This window comes from Pseudomonas viridiflava, from assembly GCF_900184295.1.
GTDB lineage: Bacteria > Pseudomonadota > Gammaproteobacteria > Pseudomonadales > Pseudomonadaceae > Aquipseudomonas > Aquipseudomonas viridiflava.
Genome location: NZ_LT855380.1, coordinates 5,588,268 through 5,609,701, shown reverse-complemented (window position 1 = coordinate 5,609,701; position 21,434 = coordinate 5,588,268). Strand labels below are relative to the sequence as shown.

Below are 21,434 nucleotides of genomic sequence, written 5' to 3'. Positions count from 1 at the left end.
TTCATGAATGCTGCTCTGCAAGGCCACACGGCCAGCCAGAACACGACCTCTTACGTCCCTGAAGCCTTGCTGCAGGTTCGTGGTGTCAGCCTTGAGTACCGCACGCCCGAGCGGGTGGTGCGGGCGACGCATCAGGTCAGCTTCGAGGTCGATCCGGCGGACCGCTTCGTCCTGCTCGGCCCATCGGGCTGTGGCAAGTCCACACTGCTCAAGGCTGTGGCGGGTTTCATCCGGCCCAGCGAAGGCGAAATCCGGCTGGCAGGCAATCAGGTGCGCGAGCCCGGCCCTGACCGCATCGTGGTGTTTCAGGAGTTCGACCAGTTGCCGCCGTGGAAAACCGTGATCGAGAACGTCATGTTTCCGCTGCTGGCGTCGCGCACCTTGAAGCGTCCAGAGGCGTTGGAGCGTGCGCGTTATTACCTGGAGAAGGTCGGACTCAGCGCCTTTGCCGATGCTTATCCACACACCTTGTCCGGCGGCATGAAAGCGCGTGTGGCCATCGCCCGGGCGCTGGCGATGCAGCCCAAAATCCTGTTGATGGACGAACCCTTCGCCGCACTCGATGCCCTGACGCGTCGCAAGATGCAAGAAGAGTTGCTGGAGCTGTGGAACGAAGTGCGCTTCACCCTGTTGTTCGTCACCCATTCCATCGAAGAAGCGCTGGTGGTGGGCAATCGCATTCTGCTGTTGTCGCCACATCCCGGACGCGTGCGTGCCGAGATCAACAGCCATCAGTACGACCTGAAAAGCCTCGGCGGCGTCGGTTTTCAACAGACTGCGCAGCGTATCCACCGCCTGTTGTTCGATGAGGGCGAGGCGGGGCAGGTCGATGAAGAACTGAATTTTCAGGACATCCGGATCGCGTACTGATCGTTGCTGATCGAGCCGACGCAGAGTATGGGCACGATCAGAACAGGCGCTTCCCCCAAGCAATCAGGTAACCGCACACCATGAGCCTCGCACCTCCCGCTCGCGAAGAATACGAAGTCACGCTGCAGCCTTTCACTCAGGAAGACCTGGCCCGCGACCTGCCGTTGGCCCAACGCATCTGGCAACTGAGCTGGGTGCGCAAGACCGTGATCATGATCGCGCTGGCCGTGATCTGGGAACTCGCTGCGCGTCTTCAGAACAACGACCTGCTGCTGCCCAGCTTTTTGCAGACCGCCGCCGCGTTCTACGACGGCATCGTCAGTGGAGAGCTGCCGGGCAAGGTCTGGATTTCCCTGACTGTGTTGATCCAGGGTTACCTGATCGGCATCGTCCTGGCGTTCGGCCTGACCACGCTTGCGGTGTCCACCCAGTTGGGGCGCGACCTGCTCGGCACGTTGACCGCCATGTTCAACCCGCTTCCCGCCATCGCGCTGTTGCCCTTGGCGCTGCTCTGGTTCGGACTGGGGCAGAACAGCTTGATTTTCGTGCTGGTGCATTCGGTGCTGTGGGCGCTGGCGCTCAATACCTACGCGGGCTTTCTGGGTGTTTCCGAAACCCAGCGCATGGCGGGGCGCAACTATGGACTGAAAGGATTGCGCTTTGTCTGGCACATCCTGATTCCAGCGGCGCTGCCGTCGATTCTGGCGGGCCTGAAAATTGGCTGGGCATTCGCCTGGCGCACGCTGATCGCCGCCGAACTGGTGTTTGGTGCCTCTTCCGGCAAAGGCGGGCTGGGCTGGTACATCTTCCAGAACCGCAACGAGCTGTACACCGACAAGGTGTTTGCCGGGCTGGCCGCCGTGATCCTCATCGGCCTGCTGGTGGAGAACCTGCTGTTCGCCAACATCGAGCGCCTGACCGTCAAGCGCTGGGGCATGCAGCGCTGAAACAAATTACCAAACGACTTTTAGAACGACTATAGCGAGCACTCCATGGCAACTCCTTTCAAGCGTCCGGTGCTGACTGCACTGGCGGCAACAATCGGTCTGTTCGGTGCATTGATCAGCGGTGGCGCACAGGCAGAAGGCAAGATCAGCATCGCCCAGCAATTCGGCATCGGTTACCTGATTCTCGACGTAGTGCGTGATCAGAAACTGATCGAAAAACACGGCAAGGAGCAGGGCCTCGACATCAAGGTCGACTGGAACAGCATCTCCGGCGCCACGGCCATGAACGAGGCGTTGCTGGCCGGTGCGCTGGACGTTGTGTCGGCGGGCGTACCGCCGATGCTGACGGTCTGGGACCGCACCAAGGGCAAGCAGAACGTCAAGGCCATCGCCTCGCTGGGATCGATGCCCAACTACCTGCTGACCAATAATCCCGACGTGAAGACGATCAAGGATTTCACCGACAAGGACCGCATCGCCGTACCTGCGGCGGGCGTGGGTTTCCAGTCGCGTACCTTGCAGATCGAAACCGCCAAGGTGTTCGGTAACGACAACTACAAGAAATTCGACAACATCTCGGTCAGCCTCGCGCACCCTGACGCCACGGCCGCGCTGATCGCGGGTGGTTCGGAAATCAACTCGCACTTCTCCAGCCCGCCGTTCCAGTACCAGGCGCTGGAAAACCCGAACGTGCATAAAGTGCTCAGCTCGTATGACGTGTTGGGCGGTCAGGCCACGTTCAACGTGCTCTACACCACCGAGAAATTCCACGACGAGAACCCCAAGACCTACAAAGCGTTCTACGACGCATTGGCCGAGGCCGAGAAGATCATCAAGGCCGACAAACCAGCGGCGGCGCAGACCTACATCCGCGTCGAGCAATCGAAGCTGCCGTTGCCGCTGGTCGAGAAGATCGTCTCCGACCCTGAAATCGACTTCACCATCACCCCGCAGCGCACCTTCATCTACGCCGAAAAGCTGCATGAACTGGGTGTGTTGAAGAACAAGGCGGCGAGCTGGAAGGACTACTTCTTCGAAGAAGCGCAGAGTGGCGCGGGGAGTTGATACAAGTGTCTGGCGACGCTATGCGTCACCGCACGACCGGACGCGGAGCGTCCTGAGCGGCGTTACCACGCAGAGCGTGGGAACGATCAGCGATCTCAAGCACACTGATCGTGCCCATGTTCCGCGCTCATTGTTATACACAAGTCGCGATGAGCATCTGGAGCGGGCACGATTCCGGTCGTAGGAGCGGACCGGGCGGCGTTCCGTTTGTCCGCGAAAGCAGGTGCAGCCGACGAAGATGCAGCGTCTGAAACATGGTATTCGCGGACAAGTCCGCTCCCACTTTCGGATACCGCATTCATTCAGGTCGATTTGTGTATAACGATGAGTGCTCTGCGTGGGCATGCATCTCCGGACGCTCTGCGTCCGATATGTTGTGGCGGATGTGTAACCTGAGCTAACGAAAATCTGCTTTTGAAGGACCATTCTTTCAGGTCTTTCCCTTTCACAAGTACGAACTTTCCTAGAAAATCCCGGGGCCTTGTGTGCACGGATTCTGGGCACTAGGCTGCGTCGGTCGCTGAGTTTCAGCGGTCGGGTTTAGCAGCCTGTCCAGAGTCACGAATACAAGAACCGCTTGATGGCGGCTTTGCGTGGGGCACCTTCGGGTGCGCCGGGTTTCGTGTTCTCTACCGGTCTGCTAACCCGTGTCAAAGTCGCCACCCTTTTCGTTTAGCAGCGAATACGAGGTGGCCTTATCAATAGAGACCACAGCAATGATCAACTCCACCCCAGCCCCACCCCACACCTCCCTCGAAGAAACCCTGATCCAGGTCAGCGACATCCTGCGCTGCGCCTCCGCCGCTGCCTATGAATCCGGCGACGCCCTCAACGGCGCGAAACGCGACCTGGCATTCTCGGTGGTCCATCTGATCGACATCGCCAGAGCCCGGCTCGATCGCTCGCTGGACGATGTAGCCGCACCTTGAGCTGAAGCCAACCTGATACTTCTGCCAGTAGCCGATACGTGTCTGGCAGTTCAGTGTAACGGTGTGAGCGAGGTTCAGCCTGCTCGCACCGATGTTCTGCATATCAAACCGGGTAGGCGTCTGACATGGCTCATAAAACAACTTTCTGCCTCTACCGCTACGACCCGCTGGACAGGCTTGCCACCCGCACCCCTCTCGCCGAAGCCATTTCAAAGGTGTTCTACAAGGCTGGCTTAATCGTCACTGAAACCCAGGGCGGCGCACAGCGCAGTTTCTTTCAGCACAATCGCCAATTGCTGGCCTGCCGAACAGTTGTCGGCAAGTCCTCCAGCGTGTCATTGACGACCAATGATCTGCAAAACAGCGTGCTCAGTGCGGTGAAAGTTGATCAGACAGACGCTTTTGTCTACACGCCTTACGGTCACTATCAGCCAGCACATCACCTGCCGGGGTTCAACGGCGAGCGGCCCGATCCGATCACTGGCCATTATCTGCTGGGTAATGGTTATCGTGCCTATAACCCGGTGTTGATGCGCTTCAATGGCACGGACGACCTTAGCCCGTTTGGCAAGGGGGGCTTGAATGCCTATGCGTACTGTGCAGGAGACCCGGTCAACAGGAGTGATCCGAGCGGTCATGTAAACATGGTGAGCGCGTTGAAGGGGGGATGGAGCCGTCTGACACGTAAAGTACCTGAAGTGCCGGGTCTCAAAAGTAATGTGGAACTGCTCAGCCTGCCTAGACGGCTGTCCCTTGAACCACAAGTGACATTGACTGATATGCCAGTTGAGGTTTTTGCCAGGATTCAACGCTACCTAAGCGTAAAAGATATCTCAAAGATATCGAAGGTCCCAGAGCTGAATGCCTTGGTGAGTGAGGCCTCTGATGTAAATTTTTTGAAGTACATGCGCAGCAAGACTGTCGTTCGCACGGCCAAAGGCATCCGGTTTGAGACTGAGTTGGAAAAAATCCAAATGGCGCACTTGAGTGCAGCTCCAGGCACTCTAAGTTCGGAAGCACGTCGGGTTATCAGCGAGACAGCAGCAGCAGAACTGGCAAGGCAAAATATGCTACATAAAAGAGCTGAACACCTGGCCAGAGCCGTGCGAAGTGGCTCCAGAGATTCGATCACCACTGTCAGTTCATCGGGCTCTCAGGACGTCTGGCTTGAGCGGTGGGCATACAACAGCGACTTCTCTGAATAGGTGTAACCGCAGCCATTTATTCACTGACGTCCAAGGTGGCCAGTTGAGTTTCCCATCAATGCCCGTCGTGCCTGAAGCTGCGGAAAACCTGACAGTTCTGCGAGTAGCCGATAGGCGCCCGGCGGTTCAGTATCACGGTGTGAGCAAGGCCAGCCTGCTCGCACCGATGCTCTGCATATCAAACCGGGTAGGCGTCTGACATGGCTCATAACACAACTTTCTACCGCTACGACCCGCTGGACAGGCTTGCCACCCGCACCCCTCTCGCTGAAGCCATTTCAAAGGTGTTCTACAAGGCTGACGTACTCGTCACTGAAACCCAAGGTGGTGTACAGCGCAGTTTCGTTCACCACGACCGCCGGCCGCTGGCCCAACAGACGCTTGTTGGCACATCTGTCGACACCTTGCTGACGGCCGCGGATCAGCAGCACAGCGTACTGAGTGCCTTGTCAGCCGCGCAGCAACAGGCCATTGCGTATAGCCCCCATGGTCATCGAGCGCCGCTGAATCATCTTCCCGGTTTCAATGGCGAACAGCCTGACCCGGTAACCGGCCATTATCTGCTGGGTAACGGTTATCGTGCCTATAACCCGGTGCTGATGCGCTTCAACAGGCCGGACAAGCTGAGCCCATTTGGCAAGGGTGGTTTGAATGCCTACGCCTACTGCGCCGGGGATCCGGTCAACAGGAATGATCCGAGCGGGCACGAACTTATCGATACGTTGATTTCAGCGTTTTATATCGCTGCGGGTGTGGCTACGGCAGGGATCGGTCTGGCGATAGCAAGACCCTCGTTCAAGGCAGTGTTCAAAGGGGTAAAAGTAAAACCTGCGACTGCTGACGTCGGTCGGCACTCTCTTCCCTTGAGAAGACCTGCCAACACGACCGAGAAACTTTCAGCCGGTGTCGCAACAGGCGCAATAGCGGCCGGGGTCACGTGGGGCGCTGCGTTTACTGTTAAGACGGCGGATCCTGATTCGCCAATTCAGCGACCCTTGGCTGCACTTGCCTTGTTTATTAGCCTGACTACGCTCGGATTTCGTGGCTTTGCTTTCGCGCGTTCCAGAGTCGCAGCAAGGCCAGTTGCTCCGACGCCGACTCCAGCCCCGGCTTCAAACATATCCTCCAGACGCAGCATCGGTATTCAGACAGACAGCATCCGCAGTCGGGCCTCAAGTGTGCGTTCAAATGTGCCTGAACAGAGCGAGATGCAAGAGACCCGGCTCTGACACCGCTACATCCGTAATATAGGCATGCCCCTCCAAGGAACCCTCCCGCACGCCAACAGTCGCATGTTCACGTTGTTCTCTCGTGATCCCACGCTTGCACCCGGCATCCGCAAAAGGAGTCTGCATGCCCGCTCGTCCTTCAAATTTGTTTACGCTCGGCCTTGCCGCTGCCCTGGCAGTGCTGGTCGGCTGCGGCGAGGAAAAACCGGCAGCGCCTGAATTGCCCCGCGTGTACGTGCAACCGGTGAAAACCGCCGAGTTCGCCGCTAGCGTGGCGCTGACCGGCGATATCCAGGCACGGGTGCAGACGCAGCTTTCGTTCCGGGTCAACGGCAAGATCATTCAGCGCAACGTGGATGTAGGCGACCGGGTCAAGGCGAACCAGGTACTGGCACGGCTCGATCCCAAGGATCTGCAGATCAATGTCGACTCTGCGCAGGCGTCCGTCGCGGCCGAGCAGGCACGTGTCAGTCAGACCCGCGCCGCGTTTGTCCGCCAGCAGAAACTGCTGCCCAAGGGTTACACCAGCCAGAGTGAATACGACTCCGCACAGGCGGCCCTGCGTGGCAGCGAGAGTTCGCTGAAAGCCGCTCAGGCGCAACTGGCCAACGCCCGCGAGCAACTGAGTTACACCGCCCTCGTGGCAGAGGCACCAGGGGTGATCACTGCACGTCAGGCCGAGGTTGGGCAGGTGGTGCAGGCTACGGTGCCGATTTTCGATCTGGCGCGTGATGGCGAGCGCGATGCGGTATTCAACGTCTACGAATCCCTGTTCGTGCAGCCGCCGGGCGACGAGCCGGTGCAGGTGACGCTGCTCGACAACCCGACTATCAAGGTCAGCGGCAAGGTGCGTGAGGTGACGCCAGCGGTGTCGGCGCAAACCGGCACCCTGCAGGTCAAGATCGCGCTGGACCCGCTGCCTGAAGGCATGGACCTGGGTTCGGTGGTCAGCGTTGCGTTGAGCAAACCGGCCAGCGCCAGCGTCGAGCTGCCGTGGTCGGCGCTGACCAAGGACCTTGGCGAGCACCTCGGCAAACCTGCCGTATGGGTCGTGGACGAGCAGGGCAAGGCCAATCTGCGCCGTGTCACGGTTGCACGCTACCTGACCTCCCACGTGATCATCAGTGATGGCCTCAAGGGTGGAGAGAACGTGGTGATCGCTGGCGGCCAGTTGCTGCACCCGGACATGCAGGTGGAAATCGCCGATCAACCCGAGCCACAGAATGCCAAGGTGCAACCATGAAGCGTTTATCGTGCGTTGTACTGAGTGGCTTACTTCTGGCGGGTTGCGGCAAAGATGAAGCGCCGCCCGAGCCGGTGCGGCCGGTGGTGTTCGTTGAAGCGAAACCTGAGTCGATGGAGGATTTCGGACGCTTTGCCGGCAATATCGAGGCGCGCTACCAAAGCGTGCTGGGCTTTCGTGTGTCGGGCCGTATCGCGAGTCGGCACGTGGACGTGGGCAGTGAAGTGAAAAAGGGCGATCTGCTCGCGACCCTCGATCCCACCGATCAGCAGAACAATGTGCGTGGTCGTCAGGGTGATCTGGCCAATGTTCAGGCGCAGTGGATCAACGCGCAGGCCAATGCCCGCCGTCAGCAGGAACTGTTTGACCGTGGTGTCGGCGCGCAGGCGCAACTGGACATCGCGCTGACCAACCTGAAAACCGCTCAGTCGTCGCTGGATCAGGCCAAGGCTGCCGAGCAACAGGCCCGTGATCAACTGAGCTATAGCGATCTGCGCAGCGATCACGATGCGGTGGTCACTGAGTGGAAAGTCGAAGCCGGCCAGGTCGTCACGGCGGGTCAGGAAGTGGTCACATTGGCGCGTCCGGATATCAAGGAAGCGGTGATCGACATGCCAGCACAGCTGGCTGACCAGTTGCCTGACGACGTGGTGTACACCGTGGCCAGTCAGCTTGATCCGCAAGTGAACACGACCGCCACGCTGCGTGAAATCGAACCGCAACCGGATCGCTCGACCCGCACGCGCCGGGCGCGCTTTTCGCTGACCGAAACGCCGCCTGCGCTGCGTCTGGGCACGGCGATCAGCGTGACGCTCAGCTCGGCCATCGCGCCACGCATCCGCCTGCCGCTCAATGCCTTGCAGGAGGTCGATGGCAAACGCCAGATCTGGGTCATTGATCCGCAGAATCAGACCGTCAACCCGAGAGTCGTCAACATCGTGAGCCAGGATGACAGCAGCTTTCTGCTGGCTGGCGGCGTGAGCGCTGGAGAAAAAGTGGTCAGTGCGGGCGTCAACAGCCTCAAGCCGGGGCAGAAAGTCAAAGTCGATGAGGAAAGCCCGCGATGAAAGGGAATTTCAATCTGTCCGAGTGGGCGCTCAAGCACCAGTCGTTTGTCTGGTACCTGATGTTCGTTGCGCTGTTGATGGGCGTTTTCTCCTACATGAAGCTGGGGCGTGAAGAGGATCCGTCCTTCACCATCAAGACCATGGTCATCCAGACCCGCTGGCCGGGCGCGACCGTGGACGAAACCCTGGAACAGGTGACCGACCGCATCGAGAAAAAACTCGAAGAGCTGGACTCCCTGGACTACGTGAAGAGTTACACCCGGCCGGGCGAATCGACGGTCATGGTTTTCCTGCGTGACACCACCAGCGCCGAGGCGATACCGGAAATCTGGTATCAGGTGCGCAAGAAGATCGACGACATTCGTGGGCAATTTCCTCAAGGGCTGCAGGGTCCAGCGTTCAACGACGAATTCGGCGACGTGTACGGATCGATCTATGCGTTCACGGCCGACGGGTTCTCGATGCGGCAATTACGCGATTACGTCGAGAAGGTGCGCGTCGATATCCGCTCGGTGGAGGGGTTGGGCAAGGTCGAGATGGTCGGCCAGCAGGACGAAGTCATTTACCTGAACTTCTCGACCCGCAAACTGGCGGCCCTCGGGCTGGATCAACGGCAGGTCGTGCAGAGCCTGCAATCGCAGAACGCCGTGACGCCTGCGGGCGTGATCGAAGCCGGACCGGAGCGGATTTCAGTACGCACTTCGGGGCAGTTCGCGTCCGAGAAAGACCTGGCCGCGGTCAACCTGCGGCTCAATGATCGCTTCTACCGTTTGAGCGACATTGCCGACATCACCCGTGGTTACACCGATCCGCCCAAACCGCTGTTTCGCTACAACGGCAAGCCTGCCATCGGCCTGGCCATTGCAATGAAGAAGGGCGGCAATATTCAGGCGTTCGGCAAGGCGCTGCATGAACGCATGGACGCCACGACCGCCGAACTGCCGGTCGGCGTTGGCGTGCACAAGGTGTCGGATCAGGCCGAAGTGGTGGACAAGGCGGTGGGTGGCTTCACCAGCGCCTTGTTCGAAGCGGTGATCATCGTGCTGGTGGTCAGCTTCATCAGCCTTGGTGTGCGTGCCGGTCTGGTGGTGGCGTGTTCCATTCCGCTGGTGCTGGCGATGGTGTTCGTGTTCATGGAATACAGCGGCATCACCATGCAGCGGATTTCCCTCGGCGCGTTGATCATCGCCCTCGGTCTGTTGGTGGACGACGCGATGATTACTGTGGAAATGATGGTCACGCGGCTGGAAATGGGCGAGACCAAGGAGCAGGCAGCGACCTATGCCTACACCTCGACTGCGTTCCCGATGCTGACCGGCACGCTGGTAACGGTGGCGGGCTTCGTGCCGATTGGCTTGAACAACAGTTCTGCCGGGGAGTACACCTTCACGCTGTTTGCCGTGATCGCGGTGGCGATGCTGGTGTCCTGGGTCGTGGCCGTGCTGTTCGCGCCGGTGATCGGCGTTCATATCCTGAGCAGCAACATCAAGCCCAAATCCGAAGAGCCGGGACGCGTCGGCCGGGCGTTCAACAGCAGCATGATCTGGGCCATGCGTCATCGCTGGCTGGCGATTGGCATCACATTGGCGCTGTTTGCTGCGTCGCTGTTCTCGATGCAGTTCGTGCAGAGCCAGTTCTTCCCGTCATCCGACCGGCCGGAGATTCTGGTCGACCTGAACCTGCCGCAGAACGCCTCGGTCAATGAGACGCGCAAGGTGGTGGATCGCTTCGAGGCAAGCCTCAAGGACGACCCGGACATCGAACGCTGGAGCACTTACATCGGCCAGGGCGCATTGCGTTTTTACCTGCCGCTGGACCAGCAACTGGAGAACCCGTTCTACGCCCAGCTGGTGATTGTCAGCAAAGGGCTGGAAGAGCGTGGCGCGTTGACGGCACGCCTGCAGAAACGTCTGCGTGAAGATTTCGTCGGCATCGGTTCCTACGTGCAGCCACTGGAAATGGGGCCGCCGGTCGGGCGTCCGTTGCAGTATCGCGTCAGCGGCGAGGACGTCGACAAGGTGCGTCAGCACGCCATCGAACTGGCCACGCTGCTGGACCAGAACTCGCATGTGGGCGAAGTGATCTACGACTGGAACGAGCCGGGCAAGGTGCTGCGCATCGACATCAATCAGGACAAGGCGCGGCAGTTGGGGTTGTCATCCGAAGACGTCGCCAACCTGATGAACAGCGTGGTCAGCGGTTCTGCCGTGACGCAGGTACGCGACGATATCTACCTGATTAACGTGGTTGGCCGCGCCGAGGATGCTGAGCGGGGTACGCCGGAAACGCTGCAGAACCTGCAGATCGTCACGCCGAGCGGGGCGTCCATTCCGTTGCTGGCGTTTGCGACGGTGGGTTACGAGCTTGAGCAGCCACTGGTCTGGCGTCGTGACCGCAAACCGACCATCACTGTGAAAGGTGCGGTGCGCGACGAGATTCAGCCGACAGATCTGGTCAAGCAGTTGAAGCCCGAGATCGACAAATTCGCTGCCGGTCTGCCGGTGGGCTACAAGGTCGCGACCGGCGGCACTGTGGAAGAAAGCAGCAAGGCCCAAGGCCCGATTGCGAGCGTAGTGCCGTTGATGCTGTTTCTGATGGCGACCTTCCTGATGATCCAGCTGCACAGCGTGCAGAAGATGTTCCTGGTTGCCAGCGTTGCACCGCTGGGCCTGATCGGCGTGGTGCTGGCGCTCATCCCGACCGGTACGCCGCTGGGCTTTGTGGCGATTCTCGGTGTTCTGGCACTGATCGGCATCATCATCCGCAACTCGGTGATTCTGGTCACCCAGATCGACGCGTATGAGATCAGCGGGTATCTGCCGTGGGATGCCGTGGTCGAAGCCACCGAGCACCGCCGTCGGCCGATTCTTCTGACGGCTGCGGCGGCGAGTCTGGGCATGATCCCGATTGCGCGGGAAGTGTTCTGGGGTCCGATGGCTTACGCCATGATCGGCGGCATCATCATCGCCACCTTGCTGACGCTACTGTTCCTGCCTGCGCTGTATGTGGCCTGGTACCGGATCAAGGAACCGACCGATGAACAGCGTCGTGAGGCTGATGAGAAGAAGGATCATGACGGTGAACTGGCGACGGGGCACTGAGTGAGCGCCGTGCCGCCTGTGGGATCGGACGCGGAGCGTCCTGGGAGGCATTCCCACGCAGAGCGTAGGAACGATCATCAGCGACGAGCGCGGAGTGGGGGGACGATCAGTGGCTGACTTTGATCGTGCCTCACGCTCTGCGTCACATTTCCGACAGGTTCACACCCTGCGCCAGACACTCGCCAGCCAGGGCTGTTGCTCACGTGGCAGTCCGGCGGGGCGGTAGTAGTGTTCCAGTTCGGCGAATCCGGCTTCGGTCAGCAATGCTCGCCATGATTCCAGGTCGTGGTACGAGCCGTAACGTTCGCCTTGCCAGCCTTCCTGATTCTCTCCGCGCGGGTTGGAGCTGAACAACACGCCGCCCGGTTTGAGCGTGGCGCGGAGTTGCAGCAGCACGCGAGGCAGTTCCTGACGCGGGATGTGAAACAGCACGGCGTTGGCGAATATCCCGTCGAAACGTGCAGGTGGCAGGTCGAGTTCGAGGAAGTTCTGTTGCAGCACTTCGCAACCGGTCTCGGTACGCGCCATTTCGGCGAAGCGCTCGGAGCCGTCCAGCCCGACCGCAACGTGCTCCAGTGCCGTGAACGTTTTCAGATCACGTCCCGGCCCGCAGCCAAAATCCAGAATTTGCCATGGCGTCGGCCCTTCGATGTTGCGCATCAACGCGTCGATATTCTGGCTGACGTCATGGTCCCGTGTGCCTTCGCGAAAGTCGTCGGCAACGCGGTTGTAGTTGTTCAGCGTGGTTGCGGTGATCTGGTCGAGTGTCTGGGGATCGAGTTTCATCAAAGGCGTTCCGGTCCGGGAAGGCCGCCAATATACCCCGGACCGTCAGCGCTTGTTGAAGCGTCGCGCCAACCGGTCGCCGCCCAGTTGCACGAACGCCACCACAGCGACCAGCAACACGATGACCGTCAGCATCACTTGCGTGTCGAAGCGCTGATAGCCGTAGCGATAGGCGATATCGCCCAGACCACCCGCACCGATGGCACCGGCCATGGCCGATGAGTTGATCATGGTCACCAGCGTAATGGTGAAGCCGCCGATGATGCCGGGCAGCGCCTCGGGCAGCAGCACGTGCCAGATGATGTGCCAGCGTCGGCAGCCCATGGCCTGTGCGGCTTCGATCAGGCCGTGATCGACCTCGCGCAGGCTGACCTCGGCTATGCGCGCAAAGAACGGCGTGGCGGCGATGGTCAGCGGCACTATGGCCGCCCACACGCCATACGTGGTACCGACGATCAGCCGCGTGAACGGAATCAGCGCCACCATCAGGATCAGAAACGGGATCGAGCGGAACAGGTTCACGAAGGCGCCCAGCGCCCGGTTGATGGCTGGCGCTTCATAAATGCCGCCTTTGGAGCTGGTGACCAGTATCACCGCCAGCGGAATACCCAGCAGCAGCGCGATCAGCGAAGACACGCCCACCATCAGAAACGTATCGATAGTGCCTTGCAGCAAACGATCAAACCCCATAGCCCAGTACCTCCACGCGTGGTGCCTGCCTGCGGGCACGGACCAGTAATTCTTCCCGGCTGTAGGGTGAGCCTGCGACCGACAGAATCAGGTGCCCGATGGCTCGATCCTGAATACGCTCGACGCCGCCCTGCAGCAGTTGCACCTTGCCGCCCAGCGTCGCGAGCAGCGCCGCCAGATCCGGCTCCTGGCCACTGACACCGGTGAACTGCACGTCGAGCAACACCGTGGCGTCGGGTTGTTGCGGGTCCGCGGTCAGCCGCTTGGCCCATTCTTTTGGCAGCCCGGGTTGCAGCGGTGCCAGCAGGGTTTTGCTGACCTCGTGCTGCGGGTCGCCGAACACTTGCCAGACCGGGCCTTGCTCGACCACCTGTCCTTGTTCCAGAACCACAACGCGGTGGCAGATGTCGCGAATCACCGCCATCTCGTGAGTGATCAGCACGATGGTCAGGCCCAGGCGCTGATTGATCTCGCGCAGCAGGCCGAGAATCGATTGCGTGGTTTCCGGGTCCAGCGCCGAAGTGGCTTCGTCGCAGAGCAGAATCGCCGGGTCGTGCACCAGTGCGCGGGCAATGCCCACACGTTGTTTCTGGCCGCCGGACAACTGCGCGGGATAGGCCTTATGCTTGTCCTGCAGGCCGACCAGTTCCAGCAACTGCGCAACTTTGCGCTGACGCTGCTCCTTGGGCACGCCCGCGACCTTGAGCGGCAGCTCGACGTTCTGCCACACGGTCTTGGCCGACATCAGGTTGAAGTGCTGGAAGATCATGCCGATGCGACGACGCAGCTCCACCAGCCTGTCTTCGTTGAAGCCGCCGATGTCGACCTGATCGATCAGCACCCGGCCGCTGCTGGGTTGTTCCAGACGATTGATGGTGCGGATCAGCGATGACTTCCCCGCGCCGCTGCGGCCGATGATGCCGAAGATCTCGCCGCGCTGGATCGCCAGATCAATGTTGCCCAGTGCCTCCACCGGGCCTTGCCGACCCTGATAGGTCTTGCCCAGATTGATGAAGCGTACATGGGCGTTATTCAGGTCCGGGTGCAGTTCGGTCTGTTGCGCGACGTGCCCTGCGTCCGGTCTGTCCAGTGGCTGTTGTCGTTGCGCGATGGCGGTCATTCTTTCCACCCTACCTGGTAGAGCTTGCCGTTGACCTTATCCAGCGCGGCGCGGACTACAGGCGAGTGCTGGTAGATGTCGACGAATTTGGCCAGACGCGGGTCGTCCTTGCGCTCGGGCTTGATCACGAACTGGATGACGTATTCCGGGTGGTCCATGCCGTCGAACAGGATCGCCGAGTCGGCCGGGAAGGTCTTGGCCAGGCGGATGTAGGCCGGATAGCCCTGCACCAGATCGGCGTCGTCGTAGGCGCGCACCAGTTGCACGGCCTCGACCTGGATGATCTTGAGGTTTTTCGGGTTGGCGGTGATGTCTTCTTCGGTCGCCTTGTAGCCGACGCCCTGCTTGAGGGTGATCAGCCCGGCCTTGGCCAGCAGTTGCAGACCGCGCCCGCTGTTGATCGGGTCATTGGCGATGGCGACGGTGGCGCCGCTTGGGAGTTCGTCGAAGCTTTTGTACTTTTTCGAGTAAAGCCCGACGTTGTTGATGATCCCCGGCGCGTAGGGCACCAGGCCGAAACCTGCGGCCTCGTTGGCGTTGGTCAGGAACGGGATGTGCTGGAAGTAGTTCACGTCGATGTCGCCCGCCGCGAGGGTGACGTTGGGCGCGATCCAGTCGGTGAACTCGACCAGCTCGACCTTCAGGCCCTGCTTGTCGGCTTCCTCTACGGCCGCTTCAAGCGGAATGGCAAAGGCTGCGGTGGTGCCGACCTTCAGCGGCGCATCGGCGGCGTGAGCGTTCAGGGTCAACAGGCCGAGGGCCAGGGCTGCGAGGGTTTTGGTCATGTTACATTCCGTTGAATTGACAGGTTATCGAATGGGTTGATGTCGATCGTTCCCGGACGCTGCGCGTCCAGTGCTTTGACGCAGAGCGTCACGGGCTGCCTGCCCACGCGGAGCAGGGGCGCGATCATGATTCATGAGCCCTGCCGATACCCGGCGCCGGCATGCTGCGGCGGCAGGCGGTCGGTGCCTTGGGGGAAGAGTTTCCTGCGCAGGCTGCCGTCTTCATAAGCGGTCTTGTACGACCCGCGGCGTTGCAGCTCGGGGATCACCAGATCGATGAAGTCCTCGTAGCTTTCCGGGGTGACGATGCGGGTCAGGTTGAAGCCGTCCAGACCGGTTTCGGCGATCCACGACTCCAACTCGTCGGCGACCTGTTCAGGCGAGCCGATCACCGTGATGTAACGACCACCCAACGCATGCTGATCGAGTAGTTTCTGGCGGGTCCAGTCGTTGTTCTTGAGGTTTTTGGTCGCCGACTGAATGGCATTGCTCTTCACGTACTGAATCGGCTCGTCCAGTTCGTACTGCGCGAAATCGATCCCGGTGGACGCTGCAAAATGCGCGACGCCCGCTTCGGCGCTCGCATGGCGGCGGTACTCGGCGTGCTTTTCCTGCGCCAATGCTTCGGTCGCGGCGACGATCACATTCAGGCCCATGAACACCTTGATGTCGTCCGGATTGCGCCCGGCCGCTACGGCGCTGGCGCGGACCTTATCCACCTGCTCGCGGGTAGAGGCCTTGTTCTGGCCGCTGATGAACACGCACTCGGCGTTCTCCCCGGCGAACTGCAAACCACGCTCCGAACTGCCTGCCTGAAACAGCACCGGCGTGCGTTGCGGCGAGGGTTCGCAGAGGTGATAACCCTCCACCTGATAGAACTCGCCTGCGTGCCGGATCTTGTGGACCTTGCCCGGCTGGGCATAGACGCGCTGCTCGCGATCATTGATCACCGCGTCGTCTTCCCAACTGCCTTCCCAGAGCTTGTAGAGCACCTCCAGGTACTCGTCGGCCTGATCGTAGCGTCGGTCGTGTTCCACCTGTTCGCTCAGGCCCATGGCGCGGGCGGCGCTGTCGAGATAGCCGGTGACAATGTTCCAGCCGACCCGGCCCCGACTCAGGTGGTCGAGCGTCGACATGCGGCGGGCAAACAGGTACGGCGCGTCGTAAGTCAGGTTGGCGGTCAGGCCGAAACCCAGATGCTTCGTGACGCCCGCCATGGCCGATACCAGCAGCAGCGGGTCGTTGACCGGCAACTGAATCGCCTCCTTGAGGGTGACGTCCACCGAGTTCTGGTAGATGTCATACACCCCCACGATGTCGGCGATGAACAGCCCGTCGAACAGACCGCGCTCCAGCAGCTTCGCCAGATCGGTCCAGTATTCCAGGCTGTTGAACTGCGTGGACGTGTCACGCGGGTGGGTCCACAAACCGTGGTTGATATGGCCGATGCAGTTCATGTTGAACGCGTTGAGCAGGATCTTCTTGCGCGCCATCAGATCGTCCCTCGCAACGGAGGGTTTGTGTCGTTGAGGTAGTAATGGCCGATGGCGTGAAATTTCCAGCGCACCGGGTCGTGCAACGTGTGCACGCGAGCATTGCGCCAGTGACGATCCAGGCCGTGCTCGGCGAGCGTTGACTGGCTGCCGGCGAGTTCAAACAACGTGCTGCCCGCCGCCAGAGAAATCTCGGTGCTGATGGCGCGTGCCTCGGCCACCGCGATGGAGGCGGCGGCCACGGTGTCGGCGTTGCTGTCAGCCTGGGCGATGTCCAGAATCTCACCTGCGCGCTCCAGCAAGGCCTCGGCGGCGTGCAGCCGAATGCTCAACCTGCCGAAGCTGTGCAGGGTCAGCGGATCGTCCACGGCCTTTTCGATGCCTGAGTCGATCCATGGCCGGGTGCGAGTGCGGACGAAGGTCAGCGCGTCCTCGAAGGCGGCACGGGCGAGGCCGGTGTCGATGGCCGCGTGAAGAATCTGTGCCAGCGGCCCCAGCGTGGTCGGGCGCTCGAAAGCGCTCTGGAACGGCACCACATCGTCCGGATCGACGTACACGTTGTTGAACACCACCGAGCCGCTGCCTGTAGTGCGCTGGCCGAAACCGCTCCAGTCGTCGATAACCGTCACGCCCGCGCTGTCATGCGGCACGAACGCCAGTTGTTGGATACCGTGGTCGTCGATCACCGAGGTCGGAATGCGCTGCGCGTACAGCGCGCCGGTGGCGTAGAACTTGCGGCCGTTGATGCGATAGCCGTCGCCCTCGCGCTTCAGGCGCGTGGTGCGGTCGTGGGCGGTTTTGGTGCCCAGTTCGGCCAGTGCGTTACCGAAGCGCTGACCCGCCAGCGCTTCGGCGTACAAGCGCTTCTGCTGTTGCGGGCTGCCGTTCACGCGCAGCACTTCAAGGGCATAGAAATGGTTTTGCGGAATCTGCCCCAGCGAGCCGTCGGCTTCCGAAATCAGCGCGATGACCTGGGCCAGAGTGACCGACGATACACCTGCGCCGCCGAAAGCTTTCGGCACGCTGATGCCCCAGAGTCCGGACTGACTGAACAGCTCCAGTTCTGCATGTGGCAAGCGTCGCTCGCGATCCCGTACGGCGCTTTCGGTCTTGAAGTGGTTGGCCAGTTCGCGGGCAATCTGCAGAGCCTGGGCGTCACTGGTGATCAGCGCTGCGTGGTCGCGCGCCTGTGGATTGAAACTCATGAAAGGGGTGCTCCAGTGGTCTGGTTCAGATCCAGGAATGGCGGGCGGGCAGGGTGCCGTTCAAGTGCCAGGTGCCGACGGCGTGGTATTTCCAGCGCACCGGGTCGTGAAGGGTGTGGACCCGTGCATTGCGCCAGTGCCGATCCAGATTGAATTCGGCGAGGGTGGCGCGACTGCCAGCCAGCTCGAACAGTTTTTCGCTGGCCAGCAGCGAGATCTCGGTGGTCAGCACCTTGGCGCGCGCGACGGCGATGGAGGCGAGGGCGGCCGACTGTTCGTCGATAGGCGCTCTGCTGACCTCATCCAGCACTTGAGCGGCCTTGCGCAACAGCGCTTCGGCGGCGTGCAGGTCGAGTTTCAGCTTGCCGATGTCGGCGATCACGTAAAGGTCATCGCTGGCACGCTCGACGTTGGCGTCTATCCAGGGCCGGGAGCGATCCCGGACAAAGGCGATGGCGTCGTCGATGGCACCGCGTGCAATGCCTGCATCGATGGCGGCTTGAATCAACTGTGATACGGCGCCCTGAATGTTAGGCGTCAATGACAAGCGCCAGTTGGCGACCACCTGCTCGGCCTCGACCGGTACGTTGTCCAGCAATACCGTGCCGCTGGCTGTGGTGCGCTGACCAAAGCCTGACCAGTCATCGACGATGCGCAGCCCCGGCGAACCGCGTTTGACGAAAGCCATGACCTGACGGCCTTCCTCGTCCAGCGCCTTGACGGCGACCCAGTGCGCGAACAGCGCGCCGGTGGAATAGAACTTCTGGCCGCTGATCACGAAATGATCACCCTGAGCGGTGATTCGCGCCTTGAGGTCCAAGGTGTTTTTGGTGCCGCGCTCAGGCCCTGCATTGCCGATTCGCCAGCCGTCCAGCACGCTCTGGAACAGCGCTTTTTTCTGCGACTCGGTGGCCGTGCCTTGCAGCAAATGGAGGATGCCGAACTGATTCTGCGGTATCTGTCCGAGCGCCGGATCGGCGGTCGAGATGATCCTGAAGACTTCGGCAATCGTCACGAAAGAAACCTGCGGGCCGCCATAGGCACGCGGGATGGAAATGCTGCCCAGCCCGCTGCGGGTGAACTGCTCGATTTCCGGCCAGGGCAACAGGCGCTCCTGGTCGCGCCGGGCTGCCTGCACGCGAGCTGCCGCAGCCAGTTCATGGGCTGCAGAAATCGCGTCCGCGTCGTTTTTCAGCACCTTGGCAGGCGACAAAGGAGGGGCGACGTCGGGCTCTTGTGGAGCCTTGATCGCCCTGGTGTTATCCACAGGGGTGGTTGTGAAAGTGACCATCGAAACCTCGTAGCGGTAGGCCGCAAGCGCTGCGGCTGAAAACATCACGATGTCCGGTGGTCCGGTGCATATACCCTAAGCTTGTATTAAATATTTTTAAACTTTCATTTTGGAATAAGCATAGATTGGCAATGCGTGGTCAGGCGAAAGCCTGTGGTCACTCAAATAAGCCCTGTAGCCGCTTGTTTGATTCGAAACTGTTTTACTCGACTCTGTCTTAATCGCCATTGCTGCAGAAACGGACCTGATTAATGCGGTCGGTGCTAATTAATTATATTAAGTGGTGGCAAACTATCCGTGCTGCGGTTATTGCTTACAACGCTCCTTTGGTTGCCCCGATTCTGTCTGCGGGTTGTCCGGTTATTGCGGTGTCCTGACACTCGATGCCGGAATTGTTATTTCACGTGGCGGCGCCCACAGCGAATTGTTCCCGACCCTGTCGATAATGCAATAGGTCACCTCAAGTTGCTGGTCACCGGCTTCCATGATCAGGTCAGGGGGTACGACCAGATCAATCGGCTCACCGATATCTTCCTGAGTAAGGGGCGGGAGGTCCATGCGCAGATCCCCCAGGCGTACCGTGATTTCATCGTGGGCCGCCATGTTCAGGTAGGGCTCGATGGCCATCGGCAACCCGCCGTCCAGATGCCGCTGCGTCAGGCCTCGACGCAGCACCGAAGGCGCCACGTAAAGCGGCGCCAGCCCTTGATTCTCCTCCGCGTTGGGTCCGAGCAGCCGTCCTCCGGGCGGGTTGAGCTTGACCCACAGCTTGCGGCAGGCCGACGTGATCGGCATTCCCCCCACTTTCATGACCCGGTAGTAAGTACGCGCCTTGCCGTTCTGTAGAAAGCTTTCCGGGACACGTAGGGCGATGGCGGTCCCGATGTCGGACGCCGTTAGAATTTTCGACGCGACGTAACAGCCGTCCCAGAACAGTTCTATCAGGTCGCCATCATCCATGCTGTCATAGGGATCAATGTGGACGGTCAGGCTGGAGGCAGTCCTGACACCGATGCCATGTCGGCAGGCCTGCGGAACAGAAGGGGGCGACAGCTTTACGAGGCTGTTTTTGCACAGAGTCTGGTTCATGTCGAGTACTCCTGAAAACAAGGATTCAAGTAAAAAGTCGTCACGACTTTTCATGTTTGACTAAAATAATTCTCAAAACAGACGGGTTGATAAGTACCGCAAACTTCCAAGCTATGGCAAACATTACAAAGTGTCGAAATTGGTGGCTTGAAAGTTTGTGCGGTTATCAATGTGTCGTTTCAGGCGAGCTAATTAGCTTTACGTGATCGTGTCAATATACGGCCGCTGTCAAGTAGGGCTTTTCTGAAAAATTAGATGCTTCCTACAACCGATATTCGGAACTGTTTACTTGGCGGGCATCAACTGTCCTACCACAGGAAACTTTTAAATGAACGCTGTGGCTGAACCGGTTTTTTCAGGAAGGCAGGTGCATGAAAGCGTTTGGGGGGCTGTGTGGAAACGCAGGCCGTCATGTGACAGAACGTCGTTGGCACGGACCCATTCTTTAGATGAGTTGCCACCGGCGTATCGCAGAAAACCAGTGAAGATCCTGATCGAACAATCTTTTTTGAAATGTAAAACGCAAAAAAGCAGCACGTGTGAAGTGCTGCCTTTGGGAAGGGCGCTGTAGGATCAGGCCCTGGTTCGCTCCAGAAATTGCTTCGTCCGTTCCTGCTTCGGGTTGGCAAAAAGCTCTTTTGCGTCGCCCTGTTCCACGATCACGCCCTTGTCGATGAAGATCACCCGGTTGGCGACATCACGTGCAAAACTCATCTCGTGAGTGACGATCACCATGGTGCGCTTTTCTTCGGCCAGGGCGCGGATGGTGGTCAGCACTTCGCCCACCAGTTCGGGGTCCAGCGCCGAGGTCGGTTCGTCGAACAGAATCACCTGCGGTTCCATCGCCAGCGCGCGGGCAATTGCCACGCGCTGTTGCTGGCCGCCTGACAGCCTGCGAGGGTAGGCATCTTCCTTGCCCGCCAGGCCGACCTTGGCCAACAGCGTCCTGCCCAGCGTCATTGCGCTTTCACGCTCGACCTTCTTGACCACCACCGGGCCTTCGATGACGTTCTCCAGCGCGGTGCGGTGTGGAAACAGATTGAAGTTCTGAAACACGAACCCGACCTGTTGGCGCAACTGCCGGATAAGGCCCTGCTGCTGGCTGACGGGGCGGCTGCCATCAATGGTGATGTCCCCGACGGTGATACTGCCGCTGGTGGGTGTTTCCAGCAGGTTCAGGCAGCGCAGCAGGGTGGTCTTGCCCGAGCCGCTCGGCCCGATGATGGCCACTACCTCGCCGGCCTCGACACGCAGGTCGATGCCTTTGAGCACCTGATTGCCCTTGAATTCCTTGGTGAGTTTTTCAACCACGATCATGT

The 21,434-nt window shown here is 60.1% G+C and carries 18 protein-coding genes; 9 read left to right on the top strand and 9 right to left on the bottom strand.

Going from position 1 to position 21,434, the window contains the following annotated elements; translation table 11 throughout:
- Nucleotides 1-3 precede the first annotated feature (3 nt).
- From CFBP1590_RS25110 to CFBP1590_RS25070, 9 genes are all read left to right on the top strand, one after another.
- Complete coding sequence (locus CFBP1590_RS25110; RefSeq protein ID WP_088236130.1) at nucleotides 4-870, top strand: ABC transporter ATP-binding protein; 867 nt, start codon at nucleotides 4-6, stop codon at nucleotides 868-870.
- A gap of 80 nt (nucleotides 871-950) precedes the next feature.
- Complete coding sequence (locus CFBP1590_RS25105) at nucleotides 951-1,817, top strand: ABC transporter permease (protein ID WP_029241250.1); 867 nt, start codon at nucleotides 951-953, stop codon at nucleotides 1,815-1,817.
- Nucleotides 1,818-1,862: 45 nt separating this feature from the next.
- On the top strand, nucleotides 1,863-2,882 hold the full coding sequence (locus CFBP1590_RS25100; RefSeq protein ID WP_043306509.1) for an ABC transporter substrate-binding protein: 1,020 nt from the start codon (nucleotides 1,863-1,865) through the stop codon (nucleotides 2,880-2,882).
- Nucleotides 2,883-3,598: 716 nt separating this feature from the next.
- Nucleotides 3,599-3,811 carry a DUF6124 family protein gene (locus CFBP1590_RS25095; RefSeq protein WP_029244310.1) on the top strand — a complete coding sequence of 71 codons (213 nt, stop codon included), beginning with the start codon at nucleotides 3,599-3,601 and terminating at the stop codon, nucleotides 3,809-3,811.
- A gap of 125 nt (nucleotides 3,812-3,936) precedes the next feature.
- The gene (locus CFBP1590_RS27945) at nucleotides 3,937-5,016 is read left to right on the top strand and encodes an RHS repeat-associated core domain-containing protein (RefSeq protein ID WP_122414045.1); all 1,080 of its coding nucleotides are present in this window, start codon (nucleotides 3,937-3,939) and stop codon (nucleotides 5,014-5,016) included.
- Between the two features lie 200 nt (nucleotides 5,017-5,216).
- The gene (locus tag CFBP1590_RS25085; protein ID WP_088236129.1) at nucleotides 5,217-6,245 is read left to right on the top strand and encodes an RHS repeat-associated core domain-containing protein; all 1,029 of its coding nucleotides are present in this window, start codon (nucleotides 5,217-5,219) and stop codon (nucleotides 6,243-6,245) included.
- A gap of 124 nt (nucleotides 6,246-6,369) precedes the next feature.
- Nucleotides 6,370-7,488 (top strand): efflux RND transporter periplasmic adaptor subunit, encoded by a 1,119-nt coding sequence (locus tag CFBP1590_RS25080; protein WP_088236128.1) that lies wholly within the window; start codon nucleotides 6,370-6,372, stop codon nucleotides 7,486-7,488.
- Nucleotides 7,485-8,555: an efflux RND transporter periplasmic adaptor subunit gene (locus CFBP1590_RS25075; RefSeq protein ID WP_004882764.1), complete on the top strand. Its 1,071-nt coding sequence runs from the start codon at nucleotides 7,485-7,487 to the stop codon at nucleotides 8,553-8,555. The genes CFBP1590_RS25080 and CFBP1590_RS25075 overlap by 4 nt, the downstream gene beginning before the upstream one ends.
- The gene (locus CFBP1590_RS25070) at nucleotides 8,552-11,656 is read left to right on the top strand and encodes an efflux RND transporter permease subunit (RefSeq protein ID WP_029241240.1); all 3,105 of its coding nucleotides are present in this window, start codon (nucleotides 8,552-8,554) and stop codon (nucleotides 11,654-11,656) included. The genes CFBP1590_RS25075 and CFBP1590_RS25070 overlap by 4 nt, the downstream gene beginning before the upstream one ends.
- Nucleotides 11,657-11,815: 159 nt before the next feature.
- On the opposite strand, the gene CFBP1590_RS25065 is transcribed toward CFBP1590_RS25070, so the two are convergent.
- The 9 genes from CFBP1590_RS25065 to tcyN all read right to left on the bottom strand — a co-directional run bounded on the left by CFBP1590_RS25065 (nucleotide 11,816) and on the right by tcyN (nucleotide 21,432).
- Nucleotides 11,816-12,442 (bottom strand): class I SAM-dependent methyltransferase, encoded by a 627-nt coding sequence (locus CFBP1590_RS25065; RefSeq protein ID WP_029241239.1) that lies wholly within the window; start codon nucleotides 12,440-12,442, stop codon nucleotides 11,816-11,818.
- A gap of 45 nt (nucleotides 12,443-12,487) precedes the next feature.
- Nucleotides 12,488-13,132 (bottom strand): methionine ABC transporter permease, encoded by a 645-nt coding sequence (locus CFBP1590_RS25060; RefSeq protein ID WP_029241238.1) that lies wholly within the window; start codon nucleotides 13,130-13,132, stop codon nucleotides 12,488-12,490.
- A complete protein-coding gene (locus CFBP1590_RS25055) occupies nucleotides 13,122-14,252 on the bottom strand; it encodes a methionine ABC transporter ATP-binding protein (RefSeq protein ID WP_088236127.1) in 1,131 nt (376 codons plus the stop codon). Before CFBP1590_RS25055 ends, CFBP1590_RS25060 begins: the two co-directional genes overlap by 11 nt.
- A complete protein-coding gene (locus tag CFBP1590_RS25050; RefSeq protein WP_088236126.1) occupies nucleotides 14,249-15,037 on the bottom strand; it encodes a MetQ/NlpA family ABC transporter substrate-binding protein in 789 nt (262 codons plus the stop codon). Before CFBP1590_RS25050 ends, CFBP1590_RS25055 begins: the two co-directional genes overlap by 4 nt.
- A 131-nt stretch (nucleotides 15,038-15,168) precedes the next feature.
- On the bottom strand, nucleotides 15,169-16,530 hold the full coding sequence (locus CFBP1590_RS25045; RefSeq protein ID WP_088236125.1) for an LLM class flavin-dependent oxidoreductase: 1,362 nt from the start codon (nucleotides 16,528-16,530) through the stop codon (nucleotides 15,169-15,171).
- On the bottom strand, nucleotides 16,530-17,735 hold the full coding sequence (locus CFBP1590_RS25040) for an SfnB family sulfur acquisition oxidoreductase (protein ID WP_088236124.1): 1,206 nt from the start codon (nucleotides 17,733-17,735) through the stop codon (nucleotides 16,530-16,532). Before CFBP1590_RS25040 ends, CFBP1590_RS25045 begins: the two co-directional genes overlap by 1 nt.
- A gap of 25 nt (nucleotides 17,736-17,760) precedes the next feature.
- Complete coding sequence (locus tag CFBP1590_RS25035; protein ID WP_029241233.1) at nucleotides 17,761-18,933, bottom strand: SfnB family sulfur acquisition oxidoreductase; 1,173 nt, start codon at nucleotides 18,931-18,933, stop codon at nucleotides 17,761-17,763.
- Nucleotides 18,934-19,386: 453 nt separating this feature from the next.
- A complete protein-coding gene (locus CFBP1590_RS25030) occupies nucleotides 19,387-20,115 on the bottom strand; it encodes a hypothetical protein (protein ID WP_004882750.1) in 729 nt (242 codons plus the stop codon).
- A 573-nt stretch (nucleotides 20,116-20,688) separates the two neighbouring features.
- A complete protein-coding gene (tcyN, locus tag CFBP1590_RS25025) occupies nucleotides 20,689-21,432 on the bottom strand; it encodes an L-cystine ABC transporter ATP-binding protein TcyN (RefSeq protein WP_004882749.1) in 744 nt (247 codons plus the stop codon).
- Between the last annotated feature and the right edge of the window lie 2 nt (nucleotides 21,433-21,434).

Bases quoted from the DNA above. Each gene is read 5' to 3' on its own strand.
- CFBP1590_RS25110 (WP_088236130.1), top strand. From the start codon at position 4: ATGAATGCTGCTCTGCAAGGCCACACGGCCAGCCAGAACACGACCTCT.
- CFBP1590_RS25105 (WP_029241250.1), top strand. From the start codon at position 951: ATGAGCCTCGCACCTCCCGCTCGCGAAGAATACGAAGTCACGCTGCAG.
- CFBP1590_RS25100 (WP_043306509.1), top strand. From the start codon at position 1,863: ATGGCAACTCCTTTCAAGCGTCCGGTGCTGACTGCACTGGCGGCAACA.
- CFBP1590_RS25095 (WP_029244310.1), top strand. From the start codon at position 3,599: ATGATCAACTCCACCCCAGCCCCACCCCACACCTCCCTCGAAGAAACC.
- CFBP1590_RS27945 (WP_122414045.1), top strand. From the start codon at position 3,937: ATGGCTCATAAAACAACTTTCTGCCTCTACCGCTACGACCCGCTGGAC.
- CFBP1590_RS25085 (WP_088236129.1), top strand. From the start codon at position 5,217: ATGGCTCATAACACAACTTTCTACCGCTACGACCCGCTGGACAGGCTT.
- CFBP1590_RS25080 (WP_088236128.1), top strand. From the start codon at position 6,370: ATGCCCGCTCGTCCTTCAAATTTGTTTACGCTCGGCCTTGCCGCTGCC.
- CFBP1590_RS25075 (WP_004882764.1), top strand. From the start codon at position 7,485: ATGAAGCGTTTATCGTGCGTTGTACTGAGTGGCTTACTTCTGGCGGGT.
- CFBP1590_RS25070 (WP_029241240.1), top strand. From the start codon at position 8,552: ATGAAAGGGAATTTCAATCTGTCCGAGTGGGCGCTCAAGCACCAGTCG.
- CFBP1590_RS25065 (WP_029241239.1), bottom strand. From the start codon at position 12,442: ATGAAACTCGATCCCCAGACACTCGACCAGATCACCGCAACCACGCTG.
- CFBP1590_RS25060 (WP_029241238.1), bottom strand. From the start codon at position 13,132: ATGGGGTTTGATCGTTTGCTGCAAGGCACTATCGATACGTTTCTGATG.
- CFBP1590_RS25055 (WP_088236127.1), bottom strand. From the start codon at position 14,252: ATGACCGCCATCGCGCAACGACAACAGCCACTGGACAGACCGGACGCA.
- CFBP1590_RS25050 (WP_088236126.1), bottom strand. From the start codon at position 15,037: ATGACCAAAACCCTCGCAGCCCTGGCCCTCGGCCTGTTGACCCTGAAC.
- CFBP1590_RS25045 (WP_088236125.1), bottom strand. From the start codon at position 16,530: ATGGCGCGCAAGAAGATCCTGCTCAACGCGTTCAACATGAACTGCATC.
- CFBP1590_RS25040 (WP_088236124.1), bottom strand. From the start codon at position 17,735: ATGAGTTTCAATCCACAGGCGCGCGACCACGCAGCGCTGATCACCAGT.
- CFBP1590_RS25030 (WP_004882750.1), bottom strand. From the start codon at position 20,115: ATGAACCAGACTCTGTGCAAAAACAGCCTCGTAAAGCTGTCGCCCCCT.
- tcyN (WP_004882749.1), bottom strand. From the start codon at position 21,432: ATGATCGTGGTTGAAAAACTCACCAAGGAATTCAAGGGCAATCAGGTG.